Source organism: Sulfitobacter sp. M22 (genome assembly GCF_021736025.1).
GTDB classification, from domain to species: domain Bacteria; phylum Pseudomonadota; class Alphaproteobacteria; order Rhodobacterales; family Rhodobacteraceae; genus Sulfitobacter; species Sulfitobacter litoralis.
This window is the reverse complement of the sequence record NZ_WMEC01000008.1, coordinates 1-12,413: the sequence shown is the minus strand read 5'-3', so window position 1 is coordinate 12,413 and position 12,413 is coordinate 1. Positions and strand designations below refer to the sequence as shown.

The window sequence follows — 12,413 nt, the reverse complement described above, 5'->3', positions numbered from 1 at the left end:
AAAAGAGGTCCAAAAAGGGGAGAAGTGATCAAAAATATCGATTTTTAGGGCTCTCACTTAGCAGTCTGTGACGATTATTTCCTGTAGTCATCTGTTTTTATTGAATTATTTAGGGCTGCAATTAACAAAAGACCTTAAGACGCGCGAGGGGCTGACATATAGTAACCGGTTTCCGACTGTCTTTTAGTAATCGATTTCGACTATCCTTTTAGTAACCGATTTCTGACAGGATAGTTTGAAACCGGCTGCAGCTATTCTTTCAGAAAACGATTTCAGATTACCCTGTAGCAGGAGCTTATCATTCCGACACGGCCGATGTTGTTGAGTGATATGCTATGAGAGGGCTCTCAGTTGCAGATTTGATGCTCTATGGTCTCGGTATAGCCTGACTTGCGACTTTACGCACTCAGGTAGCCTCTGAAGTGATTTGAGATAGGTTCAAGGTCTTTAGTGCGGCCGTGATTGGTAAGTTTAAGATGAGCCTGGTGGACTGAGACCTTGTGAGATCGGTTTCGTAAGGTCTTTTTGAGGGCCGGTTTCATACTGTTTTTGATGCTCCGATTTACCGGTTTTGAGGGTCTAAAATGGGGAGAAGTGATCAAAAATATCGATTTTAAACCCTCTCACTTAACAGTCTGTGACGATTAATTCCTGTAGTCCGTTGTTATCGTTGATATATTTTATGCTCCAATTAACAAAAGACCTATAAGACGCGCGAGCGGCTGACATATGAAATCGATTACCACATGTCTTTTAGAAACCGATTTCGAGATGTTCTGTTAAGTAAGCTTTCTGAAAAGGCTTTCATGAGACCGGCCTCTGAACATCTAAGAGCTACCAGGTCTCGATCATTCCGACACGGCCGATGTTGTTGAGCGATGTGTCCTCTGAGAGGGCTCTCAGTTGCAAACAGGGTCTCAAAGGTCTCTCTGTCGCTCAACTCTCAACTTTACGCACTCAGATAGCCTCTCAGGTGATTTTAGGTAGGTTTGAAGCTCTACCACGACCGGCTGTTTACCTTTGATGATGGTCAGTCATGTATTTTATACGGCCGTGGTTGATCTAGACCGAAGCTTAAGTCGAGCCGCGAGGCTGGTTTCAAAAGCTGTTTTATGCGGCCGTTTTCTTAACCAAAATAAGTACGTTTCTGTCATTGTTTTTTGCAGCCGTTTTCGCAAATTGTAATCAATAGATTAACGGACAATCCGACATGAATATCAACAAAACAAAACGACAGAATACGAAAATAGGTATACTTTTCTCAAATCAGTCGGAGAAGAATATCAAGCCGGATCTGATCGGATATGCTGATCTTGAATATGGCCGTGTCATGCTTGCATTGAAAGTCTTGAACAGCTCAACTGGTAAAGATTACCTCCTGTCGGTCGTTCCCTGGTCAATGTCTGTTAAAGCTGAAACGCAAGTTTTGCTGAGACCATCTTTACCGGATGTTACGAAAAAAGGGTTTCCTCTCGCGCTTGATGCGCGGCTCATTTGGTGTGGAACTGCTTATGCGTTAACATGCGAAGTTGAACAGAAAAACAACGGTCTCAAGTATCTCAAAATAACCTTTCAAAATGATTGAAAATATTGTACTATAACCGCGTAATTACTTGAAACTTTGCTGAAAATCGCAACATATTATCTATACCAGGCAAGGCTTAAAACGATGAAAAATCAATCTGCAGATAAGATGAAACAAGCGATTTCAGCTGGACTGTCGGAGCATATGCGTAATAACGCAATTACTGCAGCTACAGCCGTTAGATATCATTGCGACGGTATTACTGCAGGTCAAATGAGCAGGATTTTGAATAACCGACATGCCGGTCTTTCGATTGAGATGATCTTGAAAGTTGCGGCGGATCTTTGCGTCGCATGTTCGATGAAAGTGTCAGATGAGACAGGCCGCGTCTGTCATCCGTTTCTCGAAGAAAAAGCACTGTTGAGCATCAAAGCTGAAAATCCGGTTTATCAAATGAAGAAAAACCTCGCAGTGTCGATCAAGTCTCGTCTCAAAGATAGAGGCTTGTCTCAAACAAAAGCTGTGTCAGATAACATCGTTTCATGTACGCGCAACGATTTGAATCGGATCGTTAATCTCAAGTTTGACGGACATTCTCTTGCGAAGATCGTTGAGATCGCACGCGAGCTCGGTCTGTCAACTGAGATGGTTGTCAACGTACCTGGCCCGAAGACTGAGGTTGATAACATCGTTTACGCGCTTGCGGGTCTAAATCAGCTTGAAGAAATTTCTGTTTAAAAACCTCCGATATTGTATTTAGCAAAGCCGTTTCATATATTGTTTCTAACAACGGAGCTCATGCCGTTTGTTACTGTTCACCCCCCCTCCTCGCACATCGCGGTTGGGGGGGGTTATTTTTTCTCGACTCTCGGTGCGTTTGCTATCATGAAAACATCATGATTCGGGTTAACTACAAACTGCTAGTTGACTTAACCGTTTCACAACTAAAACGGGGCTTGCATCAACTGCAACGCCTCGTTTTTTTAATCTCAGTCTAATTCTTTGCGATGAACCCAACATCATGAGATTTGTCTAAGCACTTGAAAACATTCAATTTGGTAATGAGTGCCTCGAGAATGGGGTCATCATTACCAAATCGAGCATTTTCAACATGTTAGCGTGAGGCTCTGGCGGGGCTCGCATCAACTGCGACGCCTCGTTTTTTTAATCTCAGTTTAACAGCTTTCGGGTAAACCTTTGGTTAATAAAGAGGGTTAACGCGTGGCGGTATCTGTCAAAAAACAGTGGAGAATGTACTCGAAAGCGCTTGAAGATGAGTTCGAGTTTGCTGCGAGCGTCGGACTGTCAGATGCTGCTTTCAAAGTGCGAGATGCACTCGGTCAACATATAGATGACATCTCCGACGGCGGTGCAGTCAACTTTACTAAAAAAGCATTTCGAGTAAGCAAGTACGCAAAAAAGACAGATCTCGAAGCTGAGGTTATGTCGAAAGACAACGCACAATATGTTGTCAAAGCGGTAACTGGTGGTGTCCGAACAACCGGCGATCCTGCTACGTCAAAGCTCGGTGTCCTCATACCTGGGCCGGCCGCTAAGAAAAACAAATTCGGTAACCTATCGCGGCGCTTTATTGCGAACCAGCTGAAGCGGCCGGATGTCTTTATGACAGACCTGGGCGATGACGGATCTGTCGAAGTTGTTAAGCGTAAGAAACGGACCAAGCGCAATCGTAAGGGTGGCTTGCAGATACTCGCAGTCTTCAAAAAGAGGGTCTCTCAAAAGCCGTTGGACGGGTGGGATCTCGAGGGGGTTTCAGGTCGCGTGCTTGATGAGACGCTGTCGAAAAACTTCAAAGAAGCTGTTCAAGATATCCGGAAATATGGTCGCGTAAGATCAAGAAAACAAAGAGATAAGTAAAAACGCGGGGGACCCTCGCACCCGTGGATACTGTGGGTTGTATTTCGCTAAGCACACTCTGTCCGTCGCTAAAAATTTTTCAAAAATCGTTTCAACAACAACAACAATACATCGAAAGTTTGATTTTGGCTAAACGAGCAATAAAAAAAGACACTTCAAGCCCCCGCCATGTCTCGTTATCGGGCCTCGCGACGTTGCTGAATCGTGATCGGAATACCGTCATGAAATGGACAGTCGATGAAGACTTTCCAATCATTCAGCGTGCAGACAAATCAGCTGGCCTAAACTGGATTTTTGATGTCGCAGACGTCGTTAAGTTCCTTGAGACGAAGGCATCGCGCAATGCTGCGACCGCCTTGGTCGGAGATCTCGGTGCAGATGGCATTGGAATTGAAGAAGCAAAGCGTCGCAAAGCTGTAGCTGAAAGCGTGCTTGCAGAATTGAACGTTGATCAAACGCTCGGAACAGTTGTCTTGATCTCGGACGCACTTGAGCAAGTTGCGTCGGAATATTCTGCACTGCGAAACGCTCTACAAAACATCGCAAGCAAGGTTTCAGTGGACCTGACCGGTCTCGATAAAGAATACGAAATTCAAAAGATCATTGATGCTGCGATCTTAGATGCTCTTTCGACACTGCAAGCGGTCGGAGATTAAGATGTCGCTTGAGATGTTTTCGTTCACGACAGATCGCGAGATCGCAGCTTATGAGCAATCTCATTCGCGTCGCGGTATCTATGCGAAGGGTCGCGAAAACTTCTGCGAGAGCCTCAATTCAATGCTCTCTCTCGTTATGCCGAAAGAGAAAATGCTGCCGTCCGAATGGGCGGAAAAGCACGGCCTGATTGATCCGATGAATCCGGCCGCTGGCACGGTCAAGCTCTACGGATATCAAAAAGAGCTGCTCGATGTCATGGTCGATCCAGATGTTGACCAGGTGTCGGTCCTCAAGGCCGCTCGCGTCGGTGCGACTAAGTTGATGACGCTTGGCATCGGATATTTCATCGAACAGAGTCCTCGATCCGTCATGCTTGCGCAACCGACTGTCGGAGATGCTGAAGACTTCTCCGGCTCTGAATTGATGCCGATGTTTTCCAATACCCCTTCCCTCAAAGCCTTGCGACGGACTGTTAAGCGCGGCGAAAAGCAAGACACGCAAACGGACTTTCAGTTCACCAATGGCTCGATCTTGCGGTGTCGCGGTGCAGCGTCGGATGACTCATTTCGTCGGATTGCAGTGTCCGTTGGGTTTGGAGATGAGGTTGACGCGGACGGTTGGAGCGCTCTCAAAAAGGGCTCGCAGGGCGACAAAATAGGTCTCTATAAAAACCGCGGCGAGACGATACCTGATTCAAAATTTTACTTCGCGTCATCTCCGACATGGGAGCATTCGTCTGTCATCAAACGAGAGTTCCTCAAGAGTGATCAACGTCGGTATTTCGTGCCATGTCCTCATTGCGATGAGATGCAATATCTCGAATTTGGCGGCCGCGATGTGGACTATGGCCTCAAGTGGAAGGTCAACGAAATCGGTACTGTTGTTGACGCATATTATGTCTGCAAAGCAAACGGTTGCGTCATTGAAGAACGCTCTAAAAAATGGATGGATGAGAACGGGGAATGGCGTCCGACTGCGACACCGATGGACCCGCGACACCGCGGTTATCATCTATGGACCGGCATGTCGTTGTTCAAAAAAGCGGGCTGGAAATACATCGCAGCTCAAGCCATCGAAGCTGCGAAAGACCCACAAAAGCTGAAGGTTTTCGTCAACACGCGTCTCGGTGAAACATACGAAGAACGCAAAGACGTCAAACCTGAAATCTCGGTTCACGAAGCAAAGAGCAATCTCGAAAACTACAACGCGTTGATGATACCGGCCGGCGTTCAAGTTCTAACAGCTGGCGTTGATGTGCAGACGGGAAGAAAGAAAGCTAAAAAGAAAGAGCATGCAGCTCGCGTTGAAGTCTCGATTTGGGGATGGGGCTACGGCGAAGAAAGTTGGCTCATCTCGCATCATCTCATCCCTGGCGAATTCTCCGATCCGAACTTGCAGCGCAATCTCGATCAATTGCTTGCGACACCGATCCGTCGCGTGGATGGATCTGAGCTGATTATTCAAGCGGCCGCCGTTGATATTGGCGGACATTATACTGAAAGCGTCAAAGCATATTGCAATGCTCGAACAAGACGGAATGTTTGGGCGATCAAGGGTGACAACAGAACAAAAGGCACGAGATCTGCATCAGTTTGGCCTCGGACCCCTCAAAGACATAAGCACGGTCAGTTTTTCTTTCTCGATACGCAGCTTGCAAAAGATATTATTTTTAGACGTCTCAACACGCCTGATGTCGTTCACTTTCCTCTCGGAACGGAGGATCGGTATTTCGAAGGTTTGGCGAGCGAAGTAAAGCTGCAGATGGGGCAAGGTTATCATTGGGATAAGCCGAATAATAACGCTTATGGCGAAAGTCTCGATTGTTTCGTTTACGCGCTTTCAGCTCTTTATGGTCTCAAGATGTTTTCGAAAAGATGGCGTCATTTAGACAACCTTCCGGTTCAAATAGATGAAACGGAAAACAAACAAATTACAAACTCGGACGCTGAATTTAATTCTGACGAAACTTTCATGAGAGATAAGGATCACACACCTGCTCAAGCACCCCCTCCTCCTGCTCGAAAGAAAAAGAGGAGGGCGGTCGCGAAATCAAAATTTCTGAGGTAATCTTTGGCCCTTCTGCGCAAGTTTCAGTTTTGGACTCAAGACGAACTCGTCGAAGCAATTCGTTGTCTCGAGGAAGCTATCGCAAACGGTGTCGCGACGGCCTCATATCCAGGCGGTGGAAGTATTAATTATACGTCTCGCGCGAACATGGATAGCGCTCTCAAAGACCTTTACGCCGCTCATAATTTGTTGACGACAGGTGAGACGCGAAAGCGGGTTCGTCGCGTTGTTTATGCCGGCCGGAAAGGTCTCTAAAATGAGCCTCCGAAAGCGCCTTTTTACGACCGCGTCAAAGTTCGTCGGTAAACGAGATCTCGCATATCCTGCGGCCGGAAACGGTCCTCGATCTGCGGGTTGGGGTTCGTCAACGACGGGTCCGAATTCTGCACTCAACAATGCTCTCGACACGTTGAGACGTCGCGCTCGACAAGAAGTACGTACGAATACGTGGGCGGCCGCGGGTATTGATACGATTGTTATCAACGTTGTCGGATCTGGCATTCGTCCAATGCACAAGAACTCTGACATCGTTGAAAAATGGGTGGCTTGGTCGCACGAATGTGACGCTCATAGCTATACAAACTTTGCGGGCTTGCAGGCTCTCGTGATGCGATCTGTTGCAGAAGCGGGCGAATGTTTTGTTCGCATCCGGCCGCGGCGTCCGACTGATGGTCTGACAGTTCCGTTGCAGCTCGAAGTGATGGAAGCTGAAATGGTTCCGGCCTCAATGTCTCGCACGCTTGCGAACGGCAATGAGATCGTCGCTGGCATCGAGTTCAATAAGATTGGCGCTCGTGTCGCATATCACGTTTACAAAACGCATCCTGGCGACGGCGTTGCATTCTCTTTGACAGACACTGTGAGAGTTCCTGCGAACCGGATTTTGCATGTCCGTCTCATTCATCGTCCAGGTGCTGTTAGAGCCGAACCTTGGCTGACAAAAGCGCTCGTTAAGCTGAAAGATCTCGACGCATATGACGATGCAACACTCGTCAAAGCAAAGGTATCTGCACTCTTCGGTGGTTTCATCCATGCACCTGGCAATTCGGATGAAGACGATGAGGTCATCGCAGGTCTGACGCCTGAACGTCATCCGGATGACGATGATGTTGTCATCGATCCGTTGGAGCCTGGATCTTTTCCTGTTCTACCGCCTGGCTACGACGTTAAGTTTTCCAATCCACCGGATGTTGGGTCAACTTATGCTGTCTTTATGCAAACTCAGTTGCGCTCAATCGCGACATCTCTGGGTATTACATATGAGCAGTTGACCGGTGATTTTAGCGGGGTCAACGACCGGATCATTCGTGCGAGCCTGCTTGAATTCAAGCGCCGCGCTCGCATGTGGCAACAACAGCTTTTAGTACACCAATTTTGCCGGCCGGTATGGCAACAATTCATGAATCTCGGACTGCTCGCGGGTGAGTTTTCAACTCGCGACGAAGGCTTTGAAACGGATCCTGAATGGATTCCGGAAGCATGGGAATATTTGAATCCGTCTCAAGAGATTGATGCACTTCGCAAAGAGGTTGAGGGTGGTTTCGCAAGTCGTTCCGAAGTCATTCAAAGTCGCGCGAAAGACCCCGTCGCAGTCGATGAGCAAATCGCGAAAGACAATGAAAGAGCTGATGGTCTCGGACTAATGCACACGTCCGACGGACGGTACTCAAAGTTTGAAGATATTGGAGCGCCGTCGGATGGCGAGACGCTCGATGAAAACGAAGGAAACTAAAATGAAAATCGAATTGAAATTGAGTGCGCTTTCTCTTGAGCAAGTTGAGGTTTACGGAAACCTGGAAGGCGTCAAAGCAAAGCGTGAAATTGTTGACGGTCGAATGATTTCTTTTGCTGTCGCTGATGGTGTCAAAATCGCTCTCGATGAGTTTGAGGCTTTCGACATTCTGACACCGGACAATAAGGTTTCAGATGTCGAAATGACGGGCGTTCAACTGATCGGTAATCGCGTTCGCGTTTACGTGGACGGCCTGACAGATGAGCAATTGAAGGCTTTGAAAAAGGGTTCTGCACCGCGCCTTTTTGTCAGTCAAGCACCCGCTGAAAAGGCCCCTGAAAAGCCTGTTCAAAAGACCGTGAAAAAGGAATCTCAAAATGACTAAGAAAAACCTACGGGCGATGCGTTTGAAGCCTGGCACGATTGTCGAAGACAGTCGGACAGTTGAGATCGTCTTTACAAGCGGTGCGTCCGTCAAGCGCTACGACTGGGACGGCCGGCCGTTTCAAGAAACGCTGATTGTTGACGAAAACTCCGTCAATCTTGAACGCATGAATGCCGGAGCGCCGCTGCTCAACACGCATTCGTCATGGTCTGTCACGGACGTGATTGGTGTCGTTGAAGAAGCGTGGATCGATGACGGCATCGGTTATGCGAGAGTTCGTTTTTCCGAGCGCGACGATGTGACGGATATCTGGAATGACGTCAAAGCTGGCGTCTTGAGAAACCTGTCGGTCGGATACAGCATCGATAACTCCGAGATGATCGTTGATGCAGACGGCGAAAGAGAAATGAGGGTTACGTCGTGGACACCTCACGAGGTTTCTATCGTTCCAGTGCCTGCCGACACCAAATCGCAATTTAGAGCTCTTGAGACAGCTCCTGAGATCGCGGTCGTTCGTGCAGACGATGATGAGGACGAAGATGAGGATGACAAAACGTCCTCTGACAAGTCCTCTGATGAGGCATCTGATGAAGATGGGTCCGACGACACCTCAACAGACGAAGGTGCGACTGAGACCCCTTCTGAGACCGATGCGCCGTCCGACGATGAAAACGACGACTCTAAAACTGAGTTGGTTAACGATGAAACCGACTCAGTCGTAGACGAAGACGAAGATGAGGATGACGTCAAAGATAAAGACGAACGCATTTCGCCCGCGGACATTGTTCGTCGTTGCGTTGAAGCCGGCGTTGCAGATCAAGCTGCAGCAATAATCGAAAGCAATCCGACACGTTCTGCTTTCGATATGCGTCTGTCCGAGATCTCCGAAGTTCGCAGTCTTTGCGAGCGCTTCAAGCAAGACCCATCGAAGTTTTCAAACAAGAGCGTAGATGCAGTCCGAAAAGAGATTTTAGACACGATCATTTCTGGCGACGAAAACATTCAATCTCGTTTCGCGTCTGAATCCTCTTTGCCCGAAAAGCAAGCTCGCAAAGAGAACCCGCTAAACCCTTCAAAAATTTACGCAAAATACCGAAAATCCTAAACCAAAATTGATTTTTAAACGGCATTATTTCAAGGAGAATTGATATGCTTAATGAAACTGGTGATCTGTTTGAGATGACATCTCTGACAGCTGCTCTGAACAGCTCAACTTTCATTCCAGGCGCGGCCGGCGAGTTGTTTACTGACGTTGATGGCATGAACACTACAACTGCTGTTGTCGATGTGCGTGAAGGTCAAATCACATTGATCGATGACACCGCCCGCGGCGCGGCTGCACAAGCAAACGACGGCGACGGCACCGGCGCTCCTGTTGCTCTGCTTGCAAAGCACTTTCCTGTCGAAGAGATCATCAAGCCGTCTGATTTCCAAAACATCCGTCAACTTGGCGACGCAGACTCTCTCGAAACTCTCGAAGCTGTTCGTGATCGCAAGCTTGAGATCATGCGCAAAAAGCATGCTCTGACTCTTGAGCATCAACGCGTTCAAGCGCTGCAGGGTAAGTTGACGAACTCTGCGGGCGGGGCTGTTGATCTGTTTGCAGCATTTGGTGGAACTCAAATCGAAGTTGCGATGAATCTCGACAACGACGCGACAAGAGTTCGTTCTGTTCTGCTCGACGCAATCGAAGCATCTGAAGACGAAGTCGGAGATATCTCGATTGACGGTTTTGTTAAGCTCTGCGGCAAAAATTATTGGAGAAATTTCGTCGAACACAAGAGCGTTGTCGAAGCTTATCAGCGTTATCAAGACGGCGCGGCTCTACGCGAGGATATGCGTTCCGGCTTTATGCTCGATGACGTGAAAGCGGTTCGTTATCGCGGCACTGTTGGCGGCGTGCCTCTGATCGCAGACGACGAAGCTTACCTGGTTCCGATTGCAGATCTGTACTGCACGCGTTTCGCGCCTGGTGATTTCGTTGAGACCGCGAACACCATGGGCCTGCCAATGTACGGCAAAGCCCGCGAGCTCGACTACAATAAAGGCATCGGTATCTGGACTGAATCGAACCCGATTTCTTTCATCAAGAAACCGTCTGCAGTCATCAAGCTGCACCGCGCCGGCATTCCTGCAGGCTAATTGAAGACCCCTGAGAGGCCTCTGAGATGGGGCCTCTCAACCCTTCCTTCTGGATCCTTCAAAAATGACAATCAAAGCTCTCAGAAATGTCTCAAAAGTGGTGTCTCGCGTTTTTGGTGAGCCTGCAATTCGCATTCGTTTTGACGATGCGTCGGAGCTGCCTGTCCGTGTCATTTTTCAAGAGTCCTTTTCCGATATGGACGCGAACGGCGTCGCAATCGGTGAACGTCAACCGACAGCCTGGATCCAAACGAGCGCTGGGATTGATACGAGAGATCTGCTGCAAATAAGCGGCGTCAACTATCGCATTCTGTCAACTGAGCCGGACGGATACGGACTCCTAAGACTTGATTTGGGAGAAGACTAGTGCACGCAACGAAGCAAGCTCTCGAACAGATTAAGTCGCATCTTGAGACGGCCCTCGTGGACGGCTTTGACGGACGAATTTGGCGTCGGAGATTACATCAACTGCACGACCGAGATCTGCCGGCTGTCATTATACAGCTCGACGGAGAAAATGTGAGCAAGGTTCAATCTGTTCGCAGCTCTCAACCAATTCAAGCTCGAGACGTCAATTTCTCAGTCGTTGTTGCAGACAAGATATTTGAGAAAACGGAACGCGGCGAAGAGGGCGAAGAACTCGAAGACAGATTGCTCGATCATATTGAGAAGATCGAAGTCGCAATGCTTGACGGACAAAAGTTAGAAGGCAGGCTCATACATGAACTCGGTTTAAACTCAATTGAAATACAAGAAACGCAAGAGAACGACCGGCCGCTCGGTTATGCGCGGCTTTCATTTACAATGTCTTTGCGAACTCGCAGTGGCAATCCTGCAAACCCAATTTAATAAAGCTTAATTTCAAGGAGAAATTGAAAATGGCAACTCAACTTAGGCCTCTGCCAAATGATCAACTGCAGGTCGGACGTGCGAACGTTTTGATCGGTGAAGTCGGAGGCACAATCTTTGACGATTTCGGAGACTGCGAAAGCTTCGCAATTACAGTCAACGTTGAAGAGATCGAACGCTACGGCAAAAACAACGGCGTCAAACAGCTGCGTCGGACAGACGTCATTCAAGTTGACGCTGAAATCACCATTGAAGCTCTCGACATGACACCTCAACTTCGGGCCCTGTCGGTCGGTGCAGATCTCGGTTCGTATTTTCTGCAAACCGCTGAAACTGCTGCAACTTTCGACATCGTAAGCGTTGAAGCTGGCAAGATCTATGAGCTGCCTCATCGCAAACTGAGCAATGTCGCAATCGAAGATGGGATGGGCGTTCCATACGTTGAAAACATTGATTACGTCCTCATGGACGAATCTGGTTATCTGCAGATCATCAAGATTCCTGCAACTGCAGACGCTGATTTGACGGTGACTTATGACGCTGCCGAAATCACTGCAGATGATGGGTCATTTATGGCTGGCATCGGTTCGAATTTCAATGTCCGTCGCGCCATTCGCGTTGTCGCAATCAACAAGATCGGTCCTCGAGACATGCTTGTTTTGCATGACGTGCAGATCCGTCCGAATGCTGAAAAAGCAATGATTGGTGGCGATGAATACGGCTCAATAACGTTGACCGGCAAGGTCTTTATTGATCCGACGCAAGACCCAGAATTCGGTCTCGGATATCTGACTGAGATTTCTCCAATCGGAGCATAAGTCATCCTTAAAGCGGGGCGTCGAAACCCCGCTTTAACCATTTTTCGGTAATAAGAGAAAAACCGAATTTCAAGGATATCTCATAGTTATGTCAATTGCAGATCAACTGCTCGCAATCGTTCCAGATTCGTCGAAAGAGATCGAAGTCAAGGGTGTCAAAGTCAAAATCAAACCTATCGAGTTGACCGAGCTCGCTAGAATTGTATCTCGATTTCCGAATTCTATCGACTCTATAAAAGGTGGAATTCATAATATCGATATCTTGCCAATATTAAAATCTGGTCCTGCAATGATTTCAGCTGTCATTGCAACGGCCATTGGATGTGAGGGAGATCTTGAAGAAGAAACAAAAATTTCAAA

The 12,413-nt window shown here is 47.9% G+C and carries 13 protein-coding genes; all 13 read left to right on the top strand.

Annotated features, from left to right (window positions below):
- Nucleotides 1–1,210 precede the first annotated feature (1,210 nt).
- Entirely contained in the window at nucleotides 1,211–1,585 is a 375-nt protein-coding gene (locus GLP52_RS19110; protein ID WP_237274012.1) for a hypothetical protein, read from the top strand.
- An 84-nt stretch (nucleotides 1,586–1,669) separates the two neighbouring features.
- Nucleotides 1,670–2,263 carry a helix-turn-helix domain-containing protein gene (locus tag GLP52_RS19105; protein ID WP_237274011.1) on the top strand — a complete coding sequence of 198 codons (594 nt, stop codon included), beginning with the start codon at nucleotides 1,670–1,672 and terminating at the stop codon, nucleotides 2,261–2,263.
- 483 nt (nucleotides 2,264–2,746) lie between these two features.
- A complete protein-coding gene (locus tag GLP52_RS19100) occupies nucleotides 2,747–3,403 on the top strand; it encodes a hypothetical protein (protein ID WP_237274010.1) in 657 nt (218 codons plus the stop codon).
- Between the two features lie 23 nt (nucleotides 3,404–3,426).
- A complete protein-coding gene (locus GLP52_RS19095) occupies nucleotides 3,427–4,059 on the top strand; it encodes a terminase small subunit (protein WP_237274009.1) in 633 nt (210 codons plus the stop codon).
- 1 nt (nucleotide 4,060) lies between these two features.
- Nucleotides 4,061–6,127, top strand: coding sequence for a terminase gpA endonuclease subunit (locus GLP52_RS19090; RefSeq protein ID WP_237274008.1), 2,067 nt, complete (start codon nucleotides 4,061–4,063; stop codon nucleotides 6,125–6,127).
- A gap of 232 nt (nucleotides 6,128–6,359) precedes the next feature.
- On the top strand, nucleotides 6,360–7,859 hold the full coding sequence (locus GLP52_RS19085) for a phage portal protein (protein WP_336885953.1): 1,500 nt from the start codon (nucleotides 6,360–6,362) through the stop codon (nucleotides 7,857–7,859).
- 1 nt (nucleotide 7,860) lies between these two features.
- Nucleotides 7,861–8,244, top strand: a complete 384-nt coding sequence (locus tag GLP52_RS19080; protein WP_237274006.1) for a hypothetical protein — start codon at nucleotides 7,861–7,863, stop codon at nucleotides 8,242–8,244.
- A complete protein-coding gene (locus GLP52_RS19075) occupies nucleotides 8,237–9,349 on the top strand; it encodes an HK97 family phage prohead protease (protein ID WP_237274005.1) in 1,113 nt (370 codons plus the stop codon). Before GLP52_RS19080 ends, GLP52_RS19075 begins: the two co-directional genes overlap by 8 nt.
- Nucleotides 9,350–9,393: 44 nt before the next feature.
- Nucleotides 9,394–10,386: a major capsid protein gene (locus GLP52_RS19070; RefSeq protein ID WP_237274004.1), complete on the top strand. Its 993-nt coding sequence runs from the start codon at nucleotides 9,394–9,396 to the stop codon at nucleotides 10,384–10,386.
- A 64-nt stretch (nucleotides 10,387–10,450) separates the two neighbouring features.
- On the top strand, nucleotides 10,451–10,753 hold the full coding sequence (locus GLP52_RS19065; protein ID WP_237274003.1) for a head-tail joining protein: 303 nt from the start codon (nucleotides 10,451–10,453) through the stop codon (nucleotides 10,751–10,753).
- A complete protein-coding gene (locus GLP52_RS19060; protein ID WP_237274002.1) occupies nucleotides 10,753–11,235 on the top strand; it encodes a hypothetical protein in 483 nt (160 codons plus the stop codon). The genes GLP52_RS19065 and GLP52_RS19060 overlap by 1 nt, the downstream gene beginning before the upstream one ends.
- A 29-nt stretch (nucleotides 11,236–11,264) precedes the next feature.
- Nucleotides 11,265–12,053 carry a hypothetical protein gene (locus GLP52_RS19055; RefSeq protein ID WP_237274001.1) on the top strand — a complete coding sequence of 263 codons (789 nt, stop codon included), beginning with the start codon at nucleotides 11,265–11,267 and terminating at the stop codon, nucleotides 12,051–12,053.
- Nucleotides 12,054–12,141: 88 nt separating this feature from the next.
- Nucleotides 12,142–12,413, top strand: a 272-nt coding sequence (locus GLP52_RS19050; RefSeq protein WP_237274000.1) for a hypothetical protein, incomplete at its 3' end; no start/stop codon positions are given.